Annotated in this window: 15 protein-coding genes and 1 riboswitch; of the genes, 5 read left to right on the top strand and 10 right to left on the bottom strand. The window is 42.5% G+C overall.

The window, feature by feature from the left end:
- Window positions 1-32: 32 nt before the first annotated feature.
- From G457_RS0109540 to G457_RS0109560, 5 genes are all read right to left on the bottom strand, one after another.
- Entirely contained in the window at window positions 33-2,420 is a 2,388-nt protein-coding gene (locus G457_RS0109540) for a TonB-dependent receptor (RefSeq protein ID WP_026946275.1), read from the bottom strand.
- 133 nt (window positions 2,421-2,553) lie between these two features.
- Window positions 2,554-2,650, bottom strand: a riboswitch (TPP riboswitch).
- Between the two features lie 69 nt (window positions 2,651-2,719).
- Complete coding sequence (locus G457_RS0109545; RefSeq protein WP_026946276.1) at window positions 2,720-2,977, bottom strand: Txe/YoeB family addiction module toxin; 258 nt, start codon at window positions 2,975-2,977, stop codon at window positions 2,720-2,722.
- On the bottom strand, window positions 2,974-3,228 hold the full coding sequence (locus tag G457_RS0109550) for a type II toxin-antitoxin system Phd/YefM family antitoxin (protein WP_026946277.1): 255 nt from the start codon (window positions 3,226-3,228) through the stop codon (window positions 2,974-2,976). Before G457_RS0109550 ends, G457_RS0109545 begins: the two co-directional genes overlap by 4 nt.
- A gap of 92 nt (window positions 3,229-3,320) precedes the next feature.
- On the bottom strand, window positions 3,321-4,844 hold the full coding sequence (locus G457_RS0109555; protein WP_026946278.1) for a P-loop NTPase family protein: 1,524 nt from the start codon (window positions 4,842-4,844) through the stop codon (window positions 3,321-3,323).
- Window positions 4,845-4,852: 8 nt separating this feature from the next.
- Entirely contained in the window at window positions 4,853-5,953 is a 1,101-nt protein-coding gene (locus G457_RS0109560; RefSeq protein WP_026946279.1) for a vWA domain-containing protein, read from the bottom strand.
- 139 nt (window positions 5,954-6,092) lie between these two features.
- Between G457_RS0109560 and G457_RS0109565 the strand changes: the two genes are divergently transcribed.
- The 3 genes from G457_RS0109565 to corA are packed head-to-tail and all read left to right on the top strand — an operon-like array spanning window position 6,093 to window position 8,395.
- Entirely contained in the window at window positions 6,093-6,320 is a 228-nt protein-coding gene (locus G457_RS0109565; protein ID WP_026946280.1) for a hypothetical protein, read from the top strand.
- Between the two features lie 20 nt (window positions 6,321-6,340).
- Window positions 6,341-7,282, top strand: a complete 942-nt coding sequence (queG, locus tag G457_RS0109570; protein ID WP_026946281.1) for a tRNA epoxyqueuosine(34) reductase QueG — start codon at window positions 6,341-6,343, stop codon at window positions 7,280-7,282.
- 3 nt (window positions 7,283-7,285) lie between these two features.
- Window positions 7,286-8,395 carry a magnesium/cobalt transporter CorA gene (corA, locus tag G457_RS0109575; protein WP_051260777.1) on the top strand — a complete coding sequence of 370 codons (1,110 nt, stop codon included), beginning with the start codon at window positions 7,286-7,288 and terminating at the stop codon, window positions 8,393-8,395.
- On the opposite strand, the gene G457_RS22240 is transcribed toward corA, so the two are convergent.
- From G457_RS22240 to G457_RS0109590, 3 genes are all read right to left on the bottom strand, one after another.
- On the bottom strand, window positions 8,396-8,800 hold the full coding sequence (locus G457_RS22240) for an META domain-containing protein (RefSeq protein ID WP_026946283.1): 405 nt from the start codon (window positions 8,798-8,800) through the stop codon (window positions 8,396-8,398).
- A gap of 72 nt (window positions 8,801-8,872) precedes the next feature.
- Window positions 8,873-9,730, bottom strand: a complete 858-nt coding sequence (gene nadC / locus G457_RS0109585; protein WP_026946284.1) for a carboxylating nicotinate-nucleotide diphosphorylase — start codon at window positions 9,728-9,730, stop codon at window positions 8,873-8,875.
- A gap of 54 nt (window positions 9,731-9,784) precedes the next feature.
- The gene (locus G457_RS0109590) at window positions 9,785-10,180 is read right to left on the bottom strand and encodes a DUF4783 domain-containing protein (protein WP_026946285.1); all 396 of its coding nucleotides are present in this window, start codon (window positions 10,178-10,180) and stop codon (window positions 9,785-9,787) included.
- 133 nt (window positions 10,181-10,313) lie between these two features.
- Between G457_RS0109590 and gpmI the strand changes: the two genes are divergently transcribed.
- Together gpmI and G457_RS0109600 are read left to right on the top strand one after the other, a co-directional pair.
- Window positions 10,314-11,837 carry a 2,3-bisphosphoglycerate-independent phosphoglycerate mutase gene (gpmI, locus tag G457_RS0109595; protein ID WP_026946286.1) on the top strand — a complete coding sequence of 508 codons (1,524 nt, stop codon included), beginning with the start codon at window positions 10,314-10,316 and terminating at the stop codon, window positions 11,835-11,837.
- Entirely contained in the window at window positions 11,837-12,406 is a 570-nt protein-coding gene (locus G457_RS0109600) for a hypothetical protein (RefSeq protein ID WP_155847126.1), read from the top strand. The genes gpmI and G457_RS0109600 overlap by 1 nt, the downstream gene beginning before the upstream one ends.
- A gap of 65 nt (window positions 12,407-12,471) precedes the next feature.
- Here the strand turns inward: G457_RS0109600 and G457_RS0109605 are convergent, their stop codons facing one another.
- A complete protein-coding gene (locus tag G457_RS0109605; RefSeq protein WP_026946288.1) occupies window positions 12,472-15,327 on the bottom strand; it encodes an outer membrane beta-barrel protein in 2,856 nt (951 codons plus the stop codon).
- A gap of 119 nt (window positions 15,328-15,446) precedes the next feature.
- Window positions 15,447-15,782 carry a bacillithiol system redox-active protein YtxJ gene (ytxJ, locus tag G457_RS0109610; protein WP_026946289.1) on the bottom strand — a complete coding sequence of 112 codons (336 nt, stop codon included), beginning with the start codon at window positions 15,780-15,782 and terminating at the stop codon, window positions 15,447-15,449.
- Window positions 15,783-15,843 lie beyond the last annotated feature (61 nt).

Here is a 15,843-nt window from a genome sequence, read left to right on the forward strand (position 1 = left end):
TTAGAATGCAGGACCCTTTTATTTTACAAGGTTTAGAATTTCAATTTCAACCCAAGCAAGAAATTTGTTCCTGCCTGAGGATAATAGAAGTTCTCTGTGATCAATTCACGTCCATTTCCTCCAGGTACAAAATAGCTAAAGGTATAGCCGTTTGGCTCGTAGAGTTCATTGAAGATATTATTGATGAGCAAGTTGATCTCCAACCCTTTGAAATACCGTGGTTGAGTCGAATAGCTAATTCGAAGGTCGTTGGTAAAGAAGGCGTCCAATGAGCGGTCCACATTCGAGGTGTTGTCAAGGAATTGTCGGCCTACATATTTGCTAAACCAATTGACTGACAGATTTTTAGTAGGCTGATATTCGATAATGGCGGATCCGACCACATTCGGCGAGAAAGCAATGTCGGTGTCCGTGTAGGTAAAAGTCTCTTGCTGAAACTCCTCTACGGAATAGTCATCGATGTATTCTGTGAATTCAGCGATTTTATTTTGACTAAAAGCAATATTTCCTCCCAAAGTCCACTGCTTCGAAAGCTTATAGGCACCGTCTAGCTCGATTCCTGCTCGATAGGAAGACTCGACATTTTCACGGATATAGGCTCCTACATCATTGATTTGACCGGTCAGGATGAGTTGATCCCGATAGCCCATGTAGTAGAAGTTGGCATTGTAGGTGAAATTTCCACTTCTGGATCTGACACCAGCCTCGATGTTGTTTAGTCGCTCAGGCCGGGGCACTTCTGTGATGGGGTTGTCGGTAAAGTCAGACCGGGTGGGTTCACGATTTGCCACTGCATAGCTCGCGTAGTAGGTTCGTTCTCCTTTTTCATAAGAAAAGCCAAATTTTGGATTGAAAAAGGTGTAAGACTCCTGGCCATCTACTATTCTCAAATCATCATTGATCCCTTTGAAAGAATAGTCAATTCCCCGGACTTGAAGGTCTCCGAAAATATTCAATCCCGGCTTGATTTCGTAGGTTGCTTTAGCATAGATATTCCGATCGTCTTTGATCGCATTATTATCGTAGTATCGATCTCGAATATTGGTATTCCCTGCAATTCTTGCCCAAATAATCTCACCAAAATGTCCTCCATCGTAGCGATTGGCTCCACCTCCTAAGATAAAGTCGAGTTTACCATTGTCAGATATATAGTTAGCTGAACCGATAAAACCGTAGAAATCATTGTCTAGCCATCTTCTTCTAATGAAATCAGTGCTGCTGATTACTTCTTCACCGATTTCTACATTGGGCAGATTGTAGCTTGCAAAATCATCATCCTCTCTGAATTGCTCGTAGTACCCTCTGCCATAGGTGTAGTGAAGCGCGAAATTTGTTTTCCAGTTGCTTCCGACTTGTCCGGTGTAGATTAATTGGTAATGATCCTGCTGATAATTGTCCGTTTCATTGTCGTATGTGTAGTAGTTCCAAGTCCGATCATCCTCCAATTTATCCTCTGGAAGTCCCCACCAAGATTGATAGGTTTGTTCTTTACCAGAGAAAGCAATCAATTTGATCACGCTTTTTTCACCGTAGTAGCCACCAGAGACAAACCAGCTGCGGAGATCCGAAAAGGCACGATCCACAAAGCCATCGGAGGTAATTTGAGAGAGTCTTGCATCCACTGCAAAGCGATTGTTGAGAAGACCAGTACCAGCTTTGACAGTATGTCTCCAAGTATTGAATGAGCCAAATCCATTGTCGATTTCGGCATAGGCATCATCTCTTCGTGTATCGGTCTGGAAGTTGAGACTGGCCCCGAAAGTGGCCGCACCGTTGGTGGAGGTTCCTACACCACGCTGTATCTGCACATTTTCTACAGAAGAAGCAAAATCCGGCATATTGACCCAGAATACTCCATGGGATTCTGCGTCATTAAGAGGAATTCCATTAATGGTAGCATTGATTCGTGTTTGATCCGAACCCCGAATACGAATCCCGGTATAACCTACTCCAGCCCCAGCATCCGAATGAGAGACCACAGAAGGAGTGAAATTCAGTAGAATCGGAATATCCTGACCTAGATTTCGCTTGGCCAATTGGGCCTTGTCGATTGTTTTGAAGGTCGTTGGAGTCGTTTCTGATGCTCGAGTAGCGGATACAATGAATTCCTCTGAAAGGAAATCTTTGCTTTCTAACTTGAAAAGAAGCGTCTCGGAATAAGGCAAAGTAATTTCCTCCGTGAGGGATGCATAGCCTAGGTAGGATACGCGGATGGTTATTTTTCCATCAGGGAGCTTGCTTAGAGTAAAATTCCCATCGGAGTCTGTCACTGCTCCTCTACCCGTTCCTTCAGCCCAAATAGCCGCTCCAATTAGTGGAGTGTTGGAGGATTGATCTACTACTTTTCCCTTGATTTGCTGCTGTGCAAATGCAGCAGATAAAGTCAGGCAAAACGCCAGACTTAGCCATAAATTTTTCATGATACTTTTTCCCTTGCGGGTGATTGGATGAAACATGGGAGGACTTAGGGGAAGTCATCCGTATTTGTTTACCCGTTTTGCAAAAGTGGACGACAAAAAAGCCAGTTGGTACCAGTTCTGTCTTCAGTGTGTATACTTTGCTTGCTCATTTCCCTTCGCCGGCACTACCCGGATCAGGTAATATGGGTATGATCTCAGCCCGTGATTTTAGGGCACCCCTTATGATCTGATGCAAAGGTATGGAGGAAATATTGGAAAGCAAAAAAGGAATTTAAGTCTTCTTCAGCCTTTTTTTAGAATCAATCGTAATGAATTCTACACTTGGCAATTAGAATTTCATCATCTTTTACCTGATAGATTAATCGATGTTCTTGGTCTATTGTTCTTGACCAAAATCCTGAGTATTTGAATTTTAATGGTTCTGGTTTTCCAATTCCTTCAAAAGGGTGTCTGGAAATATCTTTTAACAGCTCGTTGATTCTTTTCAGTTTCTTTTTGTCGGTTTTTTGCCAATAGAGATAGTCCTCCCAAGATTCCTCAACGAATACGAATTTCATTCTTCAAGCAGTTGTTTCTCGAATGATTTTCCGGATTTTAGCTTTTGAATAGCAGCATCGAGACGCTCTTCATTTACTTTAGAGGAAAGTTCATGATGAGTGGCTTTTAGGGAATTGTATTCGGCCAAAGACATGATCACAATTCCACTATCTTTTCCTCGGTTTATAATCAATGTTTCAAAATTTTGGGAAATTTGATCAAAGTATCTTTTGATATCTTTCCTGAAATCAGATAAAGTCGTCGTTAACATATCAAAATTATTATGTACACAAATATGTACATAATTTATTACAAAATTGTTGTCAGAGGATTTTAAATGAAAAAAGGGCCAAAGCCCCTTTCTTATAAATCATCTTCGTCAAAATCCTCATCCTCTCCCGGACCCATATTGAACATGGAGCTGAAGAGATCCTTGAACTGTAAGCCGGTGTCTAGTAAATTTTTACTAAGCTGAGAGTATTCAGCCAAGCCATGAAGGGCAAATTCCATGAAGAATTCCTTCTCTTTCTCCGGTAAATTCTTGACTAATCCGGTCACTACTTCTTCAAGGCCGGGGACCTCATGGAGTGCTTGCTTGTATTCTTTATCTGATTGGGAAGCAAGAATGTCCAATTCATTCCCCTCTCCAAACCAAGCCAAAGGAATCACATAAGGGTCACCTTCTTTTGATTTCTTTTTCGACTCAGGCGACGGGAAATAGTTGATAAACTGAGAACGTATCGCTTTTCCAATTAAATTGTACGCAACCAAACCTGCGCCTTCTTGTTCTCCCTCGTAGACTAATTCTACCTTCCCGGTAATGGCTGGAATCACGCCAATCAAGTCCGCAATTCGTACGGTTGTATTTTCTTCCCCATTCAGGTAAAGCCTCCTTTCTGCTGCTGAAATCAAGTTTTCATAAGCAGAAATCGTCAATCGGGCTGAGACTCCTGATTTTTCGTCTACATATTCTGAACCTCTTGCTTCGACCGCAATCTGCTCGATCAAGTCTTTCATCAGTTCCGGAATATAAATGTTATCCACAGGCTTACCTTTCAGGTTGGCCTCCTGTGCAGTGATCTTTTTACCTATTTCGATGGACTTCGGATAGTGGGTGATGATCTGACTCTCGATCCGGTCTTTTAGAGGAGTCACGATACTTCCACGGTTGGTGTAATCTTCAGGATTCGCTGTGAATACAAATTGAATATCCAGTGGTAATCGCAATTTGAAGCCTCGAATCTGAATATCCCCTTCCTGTAAAATATTGAACAGAGCCACTTGGATTCTCGCCTGCAAATCCGGCAATTCATTGATTACGAAGATGGAGCGATGTGATCTTGGAACCAGGCCATAGTGGATAACTCGCTCATCATTGTAGCTGAGTTTCATAGTAGCGGCTTTGATAGGGTCCACATCCCCAATCAAATCAGCTACAGACACATCGGGAGTTGCTAATTTTTCTGTGTAGCGATCATTTCTGTGCCACCAAGTAATAGGTGTATCATCTCCCCGCTCTTCGATTAGATTTCTGGCGTAGGAGGTCAAAGGGGCCAAAGGATCATCGTTTAATTCGGAACCGTACACAAGTGGTACGTATTCGTCTAGAAGGAGGGTCATCATCCTGGCGATTCGGGTTTTTGCTTGACCACGAAGACCAAGGAGGTTGATGTTGTGCCGCGACAAAATAGCGCGTTCGATATCAGGAATAACTGTATCCTCATATCCCCAGATTCCTTCAAAGACATTTTCTTTTTGCTTGATTTTAGCGATTAGATTGTCTCGAAGTTCTTCTTTAATAGATTTGGGTTGATATCCGGCAGCCTTCAATTGGCCTAAAGTTCGGATTTGGGTTAGTTCTTTTCCGGTAAGTTTTTGGTAGTCCATGCGTTTGTTTAAAAGCGTTTGGTTCGGTTTCTTCTATAGTCTTCAAAAATCAAATCGCCCAGTCCTTTCAACGAACTGTAATAGGCATTTCCATTATTGACTTGTGTAAATTCTTTCACAAATTCTTTCAGATAGGGGTCCGAGGCGATCATAAAGGTCGTCACCGGTATCTTCAGCTTTCGACATTGAGCAGCGAGTTTGAGGGTCTCATTTAATATTTTGCTGTCAATTCCGAAGGCATTTTTATAATACTTAATTCCGACTTTGAGGCAGGTAGGTTTCCCGTCGGTAATCATGAAAATCTGCTTGTTCGGATTTTTTCTTCTTCGAAGTAAATCCATCGCCAGTTCTAGTCCTGCCACAGTATTGGTGTGATAGGGCCCTACTTGTAGATATGGTAAATCTTTGATTTCGATCTGCCAGGAATCATTTCCAAATACAATCACATCCAAGGTATCCTTTGGATAGCGAGTTTTAATCAATTCAGCCAAGGCCATTGCCACTTTCTTTGCAGGGGTGATGCGATCCTCCCCGTATAGAATCATGGAGTGGGAAATATCAATCATGAGTACTGTGGAAGTTTGGGAACGATATTCCTGCTCTACGACTTCCAAATCATCTTCGGTCAGCAAGTAATCTCCTGAAAATCCGTGATTTGCCTGTGCATTCCGAAGCGAATCGGTCAGTGCGATTTGATCTAGATTATCGCCAAATTCATAAGCCCTACGGTCAGTACCCCGCTCATCACCAGGACCAGAGTGGGTGGTTTTGTGCTGTCCTGATTTTCCTCGTTTTAGTTTGCCAAAAATTTCCTCCAAAGCTGATTTTCGGATCGTTTGCTCAGCTTTTCCAGTGATTTTGAACTCCCCTTTTTGATTTTCTTCAGTGAGGTACCCTTTGGTTTTGAGGTCTTCGATGAAGTCCCCTATCCCATAATTGGGATTGGTGAGATTGTATCGTTTGTCCAGATTAGAAAGCCAGTTGAGTGCCTCTGCCACATCTCCTCCGGTCATCGTGACGAGTTGAAGGAAAATATTGAGCAGATTCTCAAAGGTATTTTTCTCTGGATCTTGGGGTGGGATATATTGAGTAAAGCGAAAGCCTTTCATAGTCAGATTTTTAGATGCTAGACTCAAGAAGCAAGACAGGCCTTGCTAAAAATCGAGCTAATCAAATCATAAGTTACACGTCTGGATAACAATCTGAAAGGGAATGGAGTTTTCATTATCCACTAAAAACACGAAAAAGATGAAGAATTATGAATTTGCGGTAGGTTTTGTGACGGGAGCTCTGATCATCTTCGTGACGCTGATTCAATTGAATGTAGCCCTCCCATTGGTATGGTTGCTATTTATGGCGGGACCTTTCTTGGTCATCTGGATGGTATGGTCTGTGTTGGTTGCACCGGTTCAGATCGAGGAGACTTTTGAAGATCAGTGGTATCAGGATAGACCGGATTTGAGGCGAGAGGAATAAAGTCCTAAATTGGGGTCTGCATGACCTCATTAGAAAAAAAAGCCCAAACCATCAAATCGACTGCCAAGCGATTGGGCTTCGATTTTTGTGGAATCGCTAAGGCAGAATTTTTAGAAGAAGAAGCGCCTCGATTGGAGGATTGGCTGAATCGCAACTATCAGGGCCAAATGGCTTATTTAGCAAATCACTTCGACAAACGACTGGACCCTCGCAAACTCGTTCCGGGCGCAAAAACTGTCGTCTCCCTGATTTACAATTACTTTCCCGAGAAAAAACTTCCTGAAAAAGCCGAGGATATCAAGCTCGCAAAATATGCCTATGGCGAGGATTATCACTTTGTCATCAAGGATAAGTTGAAGACTTTTTTGGAGGCTCTCCGGGAAGAAATCGGTGAGATCGAAGGGCGGGCTTTTGTGGATTCGGCACCTGTGATGGAGCGACAATGGGCACAAAAGGCCGGGTTGGGTTGGATAGGTAAAAACAGTCTGCTGCTCAATCGGGAGATGGGAAGTTTTTTCTTTTTGGCGGAATTGATCATCGATCTAGAAGTAGAGCCTGATTCTCCAATAGCCAAAGATTATTGCGGCACTTGCACAGCCTGCATCGATGCCTGTCCTACTGATGCAATCGTACAGCCCGGAGTGGTGGATGGTTCGCGTTGTATTTCCTACCTGACGATTGAGTTGAAGGATTCCATCCCAAACGAGTTCAGAGATAAAATGGAAAACTGGGCTTTTGGTTGTGATATCTGCCAAGACGTATGCCCATGGAATCGCTTTTCGCGTCCACATCAAGAGCCCGCCTTTGATCTTCATCCGGATTTAAAAGATTTCACAAAAAAGGACTGGGTAGAAATGACAGAAGAAACTTTCCGGAAAGTTTTTAAAAAGTCTGCTGTGAAGCGTACCAAATTTGTAGGACTCAAAAGAAATATCGAATTTCTAGGTGAAAAGAACCCATAGCCTATGCCTCGTACTCAGTCCACCTTGAAGCAATTTCAAAATCTTTTTAAAACTAAAAAGAGAAAAAAGCGCTCTCATAAAGTGGGGCTTCCTCCTGCATCCTTGGTATATGGAGGAGAGAAAAAGCAGGAAGAGGTTTTTATCAATCTGATCACCTATGATGAGTCAGAATTTTTAGAAGAACGAATCGAACTTTCGCAGCTTCAAGATCACCTCAATTTGCAAAAAAAAGTAATCTGGATTGATGTGGTTGGCTTGCATGATATCGCTTTGCTAGAGCAAATCGGAAAGCTCTTTGGTATCCATAAATTGACATTGGAGGACATACTTAGCGTAGAGCAACGTCCCAAAATGGAGGTTTTTGACGAGTACATTTTTGCTACGCTAAAGATGATTCAGTGCAATTCGCCTGAGTCTCCCATCACGGAAGAGCAAGTCAGTTTTTTGATGGAGAAAAATATTCTGATCACCTTTCAGGAAAAAGCAGGGGATGTATTTCAGTTTGTCAGAGACCGCCTTCTAGACCAAAAAAGGCCTATTCGTCATAGAGGTACTGATTACTTGCTCTATGCTTTGCTTGATGCAGTGATTGACAATTATTTCTCTGTCATGGAAAATATCGGTGAGCGAATCGAAAATCTGGAATCTCAAGCCATGCTGGAGCCTGGAAAGGAAACGCTGAATGCCCTCTATCTTCAGCGAAGGGAAATGATGGACTTGCGGCGTTCTGTCTATCCACTTCGGGAGGTGATTGGTGCTTTTGACAAATATGCCGAGCATAAAATTTCTCCAGAAGTCCGGCCTTTCATTCGGGATTTATATGAAAATACCATTCAAGTCATTGAGACTATGGAAGTATTTCGGGATATGTCATCCGGTGTGTTGGACCTGTATATGAATAGTCTTTCGAACCGGATGAATAATGTAATGAAGGTCTTAACGATCATTTCGACGATTTTCATTCCTCTTAGTTTTGTTGCAGGTGTCTATGGAATGAATTTCGAATACATGCCCGAACTGAGCTCCCGTAATGGATATTTTTACGTTTTGGGAGGAATGGGAATTGCTGCGTTTGGAATGCTCATAGCCTTTCGACTCAAGCGCTGGCTCTGATTATTGAAGCCGGATGATTTCTGTACCAGCACCATTTTTCAAAATGAGCTGACCCTCTTCGTAAGCGTAACTTCGAACCGCTCGAATCGCTTCTAAGAAGGCATTTTCAAATCTGCTATCCGGACAGGCCATCATGGTCGAACCTAAATTGCCAAATTGCAGCTGCTCATTCTTTTCAATTTCGTAAGGCCCAAAAATCCGATTACATCCACCATTCCCGCTGATTTGCTTTGACTCGGCATCAAACTGAATGTGGGCATCTTTGTCTGTACCTGATACCTGAACAGGGTTTCCGTTCAGCTCGATAAGTACCCACTTCTTCCCTTCCCAATTACTATCCGGAAAAGATTTGGGGCTGCAGGCGATAAGCCAGATAAATGCTAGGGTATAGGTGAAGCCTTTCATAGTGGTATTGCTTTTCCAATACAAAAGCAGATTAAAGGCCAAAAAAATTTAGATGGTGATTTTTAACCTTTTTTAAAAAGCTTTTAAGCTAATATCCATGCTGTTCACTGAGTGAGTCAAAGCACCCATGGAAATAAAATCAACTCCGCATTCAGCCACAGCTGCCAGGGTTTCTTCTGTAATTCCTCCAGAAGCTTCAATACTCATTTTTCCATCTACTAAATCAACTGCCTCTTGCATGGTATCGTAGTCCATATTATCCAACATGATATAGTCTACGCCTCCTACTTCCAGTACCTCAGCGACCTCTTGAAGATTTCTGGTTTCTACCTCGATTTTTAGATTGAGCGAATTAGCTTTGAGGTAGTTTTTGGTATTAGTGATTGCTTGTCGGATTCCTCCAGCGAAGTCCACATGATTATCCTTCAGCATAACCATATCGTATAGGGCAAAGCGGTGATTTACCCCTCCTCCGATGTGAACAGCCCACTTTTCCATCAATCGGAAATTGGGAGTTGTCTTCCGGGTATCCATCAGCCGAGCTTTGGTATGAAGGATTTTTTGGGTAAGATGGTGAGTCTTGGTGGCAATCCCACTCATTCGTTGCATGCAGTTGAGGACTAGTCTTTCAGAAGAAAGAATGGAAGCCGCCGGACCTGAGACTTCTAAGCCAATTTCACCGAAAGAAACAGCCTCTCCGTCTTTTTTGAAGACTTTTACCTCCAATCGAGGATCAAAAGCTTTGAAAATTCGCTCAGCCAACTCAACTCCAGCCAAGATGCCATCGCCTTTGATGAGCAATCTTGCTCTGCCTTGTCTATCCGATGGAAAGGCAGAGAGTGAAGAATAGTCTCCTGGACCAATGTCCTCGGCAAAGGCAGATTGTATAAATTGATCTAAGGCTGAATCAGATAGATAGGCAGGCTTCATGCCACAAAAATAGGCATATTGAAAGGTTTAGTCGCTGTTTTTGGAAAAATTACCTTAAGCTTTTACAAAGCCAAGGCTGTAAATTTTCAAATCTGTATCGAGTTGGTTGATTTTTATAAAGACTCGATAGCTTGCCTGACCACTTTGATATTCACCGATGTAGGAACTCAATTTGGGATTAGTTTCACTTCTGTAAACTAGCTGAAACCTCAAGGGAGGGTTTTTTTTGAAAAAATCTCTGATGACCTGTTCTGCTTGGTTTTTGGAGAAATCCCCTTGTTGCCCATTGATATTCAGGGAAATACTATTTTCGAAATAGCGAGCTAGTTCACTGCTGCTCCCAGAATCAATAGCCAAAATCACTGGATCGATAGATTCATTGAGTTCTTCCTTGTCCATCAAGGGCATGAAAATCAAGAATAAACTTAATATAAACGGGAGGGCATTCATTTGGGAATCAATTAGACAAATACTAAGCCAAAAAAGTATTAGGAAGTAGCTTTCCTGCTTTTTGAAAAGATGAATCTGAATCGGAATGGGAACTGCCCCTCACAATGGTGAGAAAAATAATATATTTGCCCCTATGGAAAAGAATGTACTTTTAATGATCCTGGATGGATGGGGCATAGCTACCAACCCGGCCGTATCTGCCATAGACAAAGCGAAAACGCCTTTTGTAGATAGTCTGTATCAAAATTATCCCCATGCCAAACTGGATGCTTCTGGCTTGGCTGTGGGATTGCCCGAAGGACAAATGGGTAACTCCGAGGTGGGACATATGAATATTGGTGCCGGTCGAGTAGTCTATCAAGATTTGGTAAAAATCAATCAGGCAGTCAAAAATGGAGAATTGAAAGATCATCCGATTTTGACGGAAGCATTTGAAAGTGCCAAAAAGAATAAGAAAAAGGTACACTTTATGGGTCTGGTATCCGATGGAGGAGTCCATGCCCATATTGACCACTTGAAAGGACTCTGTGATGCAGCTAAGCATCATGAGCTGGAAGATGTATTTATTCACGCTTTTACCGATGGACGGGATACAGATCCTAAAGGTGGAGTCAAATACCTTCAGGACTTGGAAAATCACCTTCAAAAATCAACCGGGAAAATCGCATCTGTGGTAGGGAGATACTATGCGATGGATCGAGACAATCGCTGGGAGCGTGTCAAGCTAGCCTATGATGCTCTGGTAAATGGTGAGGGAGAGAAGTCCAAGAATATTCTAGTGGCCATCCAAAAGTCCTACGATAATGGAGTGACGGATGAATTCATTCGACCCATCATCCATGTCGGTGCAGATAATAAACCGCTTGGTATCATGGCAGATGGTGATGTGGTGGTTTGTTTCAATTTCCGTACTGATAGAGGAAGAGAAATCACTCAGGTACTCACGCAGCGAGACTTTGAGGATTTCAATATGAAAAAGCTGGATTTAGACTATATCACTTTCACCAATTACGATGATACTTTTCAGGGTATCAAAGTGCTTTTTGAAAAAGACAATCTTAGCAACACTTTAGGAGAGGTCCTGGAGCGAGCAGGAAAAAAACAGATTAGAATCGCAGAGACTGAGAAATATCCTCACGTCACATTTTTCTTTTCTGGAGGAAGAGAAAAGGAATTTGAAGGTGAAAGCCGAATTCTCTGCCCTTCACCCAAGGTGGCTACTTATGATCTCAAGCCAGAGATGAGTGCCTATGAGATTGCTTCGAAAATCAATCCGGAATTGAAGCGAAAATCAGCCAATTTCATCTGCCTCAATTTTGCCAATGCAGATATGGTGGGACACACCGGAGATTTTGATGCGGCTGTGAAAGCTTGTGAAGCAGTAGATGAGTGCGCAAAAAGCGTGATCGAAACTGCCTTGGAAAATGACTACACGATCATAGTGATTGCAGATCATGGAAACTCGGATATGATGATCAATGAGGATGGCACACCAAATACAGCCCATACGACTAATTTGGTACCCTTCATTGTAGTCGATAAGCATGATCGATTTGAACTTGCCGATGGCAAATTGGGAGACTTGGCACCTAGCATCTTGAAATTGATGGGTGTGGCAGTCCCTGAGGAAATGACCGGAAATATCCTGATCAACTAATGAGAATTAGCCTATTTGTTGTTTTTGGGTTTGTTCTGACCCTTTTGAATTCCTGTGAAAATGCTCCTGGAATTGCTAAGCCCGGCGAGCTGGAGGTTCTACCTTACTATGATGTAGCCGGTTTTGTGGAGGCTGAGATTTCCAAATTGGGAAATGAGACCGTCCGTAAAATCACTCGGATCAATGGCAAGGAGGAATCCACGGAAGTGACACTAAGCCAAGAAGAATGGAAGGAGGAACTAGATGCTTTTTTCAGAGCTGATATCAACAAGCCTTCTATGGTTTCTGCATTTTCTACAGAGGTAAAGGGAGATGTATTGGTCCATAGGCTTTTGCCTGGAGAAAAAAGCCCTGTCAAGGAAATAAAAGTTCGAATAATTGATGATCGACCTATTTGGTTGACATTTAAGATTTCTAAGGAAAATATTTTCTATACCTCCACCATTCTTGGGGAGATTTATATGAATCAACGAACCCAAAAGATCGATCACTATTCCATCGAAACGACCCAAAAGATTATGTTTTTGGATGCAAATAATTTGAGAATCAAAGGAGCTGTTCAACCATAATCAATTTACCAATTCATAAAAAATCCCGACTTTCTGATGAGAGTCGGGATTTTTTTGTGGTGTGTTTACCAAGTTCTACCTCCGCTTGGCCGGGCTCTTCTCCAAGGGCTATCATCTGGCTCAGGCTCCTTGAAGTTGCCGATGATATAGGTAAAGGTCAGCATTCCGTATCGGGTCAATACATTGGTAAATACATCTGTAATGGCTACATCTGACACGGTTCGGCTGATGCTGTTGTTCTGATTTAAGAGATCAAAGATCACCACCTTCAATTCTGCTTTGTTATTCTTGGCAAAGCGGAAGCCTCCCTCTATATTCCAAAGCCACACTGACTGATCAAAACCTTCTGAAAGTCCGCTGTATAGCATGTTATTCACTGTATTTCCTACAAATAGCTTTCCGTTGTTTGGCGAGTAATACAAGCGAATATTAGACTCTTGCACGTAGAAGTTCTGATCCAGATTGGCCTGCAAGCTAGAGTTTACAATCGTATAGGTACCGGTAGTGCTGACCGAGAAGTCGACATTCTTACTGATATTGGAACTGATCGTGATTCCTTGACTTAGGTCGATATTATCATTCAGGTTTTTCTCCCCGTTGATCATACCTGGAGTTCGGTTGAAACCGATTCGTGTATTGATATTGAATTGGAGTTTCAGTTTAGGAATGGGCATTCCATAAGTGGCAAAGGCTCGCAATCTCCAATTACCATCCAAATTGACCGGCTGGGAAATCTGACCACCGGGTCTCAGCAATACCTCACCATTGATCAGTGTATCTTGGGCAGCAACAAAGGTGCTGTTTCCGATAAAGTTACTGGTAGCTGAGTAATTGATGAAGGTGAAGAAAGTCTTTGATTTCTCCAGATTCACCTTTGCTATATTGGCGAAAATATTGTGATTATAGCTCTGCCCAAGATTGGGATTTCCCACACTGAGATTGAGCGGGTTTTGATTGTTAATCACGTTTTGCAATTGATTCACACTTGGTTCATCGGTATCTGTTCGATAGCGAATTCTCCAGCTAAACCCTGATTCTCGATTTCTGTAATTGATATTGGCACTTGGTAGGATATTGTTGAAATCCCGACGGAAAACGCCTGGTTCGGGAAAAAAGGCCTCATTGTCCAATCTAGCGAACTGATAATCTAAGTTTAAGTTGATGCTATAACCATTATTGTTGTAAGCATAGCCACTTCTCAGGCGCTGTGTGATAAATTTATTATCAAACTCATTACTCAATGCCGTATCCAAAACGGGGAGGTTTTCTTCGTTGAAAACTCGTGTTTTTTGATCAGCAAGGGTTTTGTTGTTGGAAACTTGGTAGCCAAAGGTTCCCATGCCTTTTTCTCCCAATGGCTCAGTAAAGGTCAGATTCACCCGATAGTTGAAACCATCATTCAATGCGACTGTCTCTTGAATGGTCGTGTCTAACTGATTTCGTTGAAAATCCCTGCTTGCAGCTTCTAAGTCAGAAAGTTGATCCCGATTACTCCAAGTAGTTGAAATGTCCGTAGAAAGTGTTCTTCGGGGTTTGTCAAATTTATAGCGATAGGTAATATTATTTGAAATATTGAAAGCTTTAGTCTCCGCTTCCGAGACTGAGCGAAGAGCGGAAAGAGAATCTCCCTCATTGCCTAGTGTCAAGGCATCGCGGTCGCTGAAGGTCCGGTTGTTTTGAATTGAAAAGCTTGGCGTGATGATGATGCTGTTTTTATCATTCAGGTCGGCTTCAATTCTGGCGTTTGCCCGGTGATTGAAGTTTTCGACGTTGTTGATAAGGCTTTCTTGATAAAACTGACTCGTGCTTTCGTTTATAATCCGTTCTTCATTTGTGATTTGACGGAGTGTATTGTTCGTGTTGTTGAAGAAGTAAGAACCTGTGAAGTTTACCTTTTTACCCCATTTATCGCTGTAATTTAAACCCAATGCATTGGTAGCAATGATACCGATGTCATTGCCCACGAAGAAGTTATTATTTCCCCCGCCGCCCCATCGGCCACCTCCGCGTCCACCACGTCCGCCGCCACCGGAGTTAGCACTCAAGCCGGCCAGATCCTGTGAGGAGAAATTCTGCTGATTTATGTTATTGGTCAGGCCTAGAATGGAGAATCGCCGATCTCCGTTGAAAAAGTTTAAGCTACCCCCGCCAGAATATCGCTCATCTGTTCCATATCCGCCATAAACCCTTCCAAACTGACCGTTTTTACGATCCTCTCTCAAAATGATATTGATAGTCTTGGAGTAGTTGCCATCGTCAAAACCTGTCAAACGGCTCTGGTCTGAGCGCTGATCAAGTACTTCGACTCGCTCAATAGCATCTGCAGGTAGGTTTCGTAAGGCAATACTTGGATCCGAACCAAAGAACTCTCGACCATCGACAAGCACCTTTTGAACTGCTTCGCCCTGCGCTTGGAGTTGACCTCCCTGCATCGTGATCCCGGGCATTTTACGAATCAAATCTTCTGCTTGGGCATTCTCCATGGTTTTGAATGCATTCGCATTGAAAGAAGTCGTATCGCCCCTTTGCTCCCCAACGGGTACCTGTCCTTCGATCAATACTTCTCCCAATTCTTTGGTGTCCTCCATCAATACAAGCCTTCCTAAATCGCTTGCATCTCGCAGATTGTGGACTTTGGATATCTTTTCATAGCCTATGAAGGTGATTTCGATTTTCACCTGAGGGATATCAGGCCGTACAATTTCAAATTTTCCTTGTCCGTCTGTTACTGCTCCCCGAAGCAGGGAGTCGGCCAGTGTTTTTATTTGGACATTAGCCCCAACCATGGGCTGATTGATCGTACCGTCAATGACGATCCCGGTCAGTTTTCGCTCGGGCTGAGTTTGGCTTCGCTGGGCAAAAATAGAGTTGCTAGATAAAAAGCTGACAACCAATAAAATGAGAGGTATAATTTTTTTCATAATGAGCAAAGTTCAACTACTTTGACTCAATGAAAAAGCCTAGGGTTTAAACTAATCTGAAGAAAAAATAAGAATGGAATATCTTGGGGATAAAAGGCAAAATATGGGTATGGTTTTCTTTAAATTTTAGCCATGATACTATTGTATGAAATCCCAAAATGGCTGTCCTCAAATACGACTTTCCCATCCTTTATGAGAATGGCCTGGGGAGATTGATGAGGAACTCCAAAGTCCATGGCAACTTGATCGGATAGCGATCGGAAAGCAATCAGATCTAAAAAATAGGGTATAAGACGCTGCTCATCTTCTTTCTTCCAATTGCGTGCTAGTCTGTCGAGTGACATACTGCTAATAGAGCATCGCGTACTATGCTTGAAAATCAAGACTGGCATGTCTTTACTCTGCTGCTTGATTATATCAATTTGTCCGGGATCGGTAAGTTTTTGCCAATTCATACGTTATTCTCCTAATTTTGACCTGAATCTCAATTGAAAATTTACTAACCTTCATGCGAAT

Origin of the sequence: Algoriphagus marincola DSM 16067 (assembly GCF_000429405.1) — a bacterium.
In the GTDB taxonomy this organism is placed as follows: domain Bacteria; phylum Bacteroidota; class Bacteroidia; order Cytophagales; family Cyclobacteriaceae; genus Algoriphagus; species Algoriphagus marincola.

Bases quoted from the DNA above. Each gene is read 5' to 3' on its own strand.
- corA (WP_051260777.1), top strand. From the start codon at position 7,286: ATGCCTCGTACTCAGTCCACCTTGAAGCAATTTCAAAATCTTTTTAAA.
- G457_RS0109540 (WP_026946275.1), bottom strand. From the start codon at position 2,420: ATGAAAAATTTATGGCTAAGTCTGGCGTTTTGCCTGACTTTATCTGCT.
- G457_RS0109565 (WP_026946280.1), top strand. From the start codon at position 6,093: ATGAAGAATTATGAATTTGCGGTAGGTTTTGTGACGGGAGCTCTGATC.
- G457_RS0109545 (WP_026946276.1), bottom strand. From the start codon at position 2,977: ATGAAATTCGTATTCGTTGAGGAATCTTGGGAGGACTATCTCTATTGG.
- G457_RS0109555 (WP_026946278.1), bottom strand. From the start codon at position 4,844: ATGGACTACCAAAAACTTACCGGAAAAGAACTAACCCAAATCCGAACT.
- gpmI (WP_026946286.1), top strand. From the start codon at position 10,314: ATGGAAAAGAATGTACTTTTAATGATCCTGGATGGATGGGGCATAGCT.
- G457_RS22240 (WP_026946283.1), bottom strand. From the start codon at position 8,800: ATGAAAGGCTTCACCTATACCCTAGCATTTATCTGGCTTATCGCCTGC.
- nadC (WP_026946284.1), bottom strand. From the start codon at position 9,730: ATGAAGCCTGCCTATCTATCTGATTCAGCCTTAGATCAATTTATACAA.
- G457_RS0109560 (WP_026946279.1), bottom strand. From the start codon at position 5,953: ATGAAAGGCTTTCGCTTTACTCAATATATCCCACCCCAAGATCCAGAG.
- queG (WP_026946281.1), top strand. From the start codon at position 6,341: ATGACCTCATTAGAAAAAAAAGCCCAAACCATCAAATCGACTGCCAAG.
- G457_RS0109605 (WP_026946288.1), bottom strand. From the start codon at position 15,327: ATGAAAAAAATTATACCTCTCATTTTATTGGTTGTCAGCTTTTTATCT.
- G457_RS0109550 (WP_026946277.1), bottom strand. From the start codon at position 3,228: ATGTTAACGACGACTTTATCTGATTTCAGGAAAGATATCAAAAGATAC.
- G457_RS0109600 (WP_155847126.1), top strand. From the start codon at position 11,837: ATGAGAATTAGCCTATTTGTTGTTTTTGGGTTTGTTCTGACCCTTTTG.
- ytxJ (WP_026946289.1), bottom strand. From the start codon at position 15,782: ATGAATTGGCAAAAACTTACCGATCCCGGACAAATTGATATAATCAAG.
- G457_RS0109590 (WP_026946285.1), bottom strand. From the start codon at position 10,180: ATGAATGCCCTCCCGTTTATATTAAGTTTATTCTTGATTTTCATGCCC.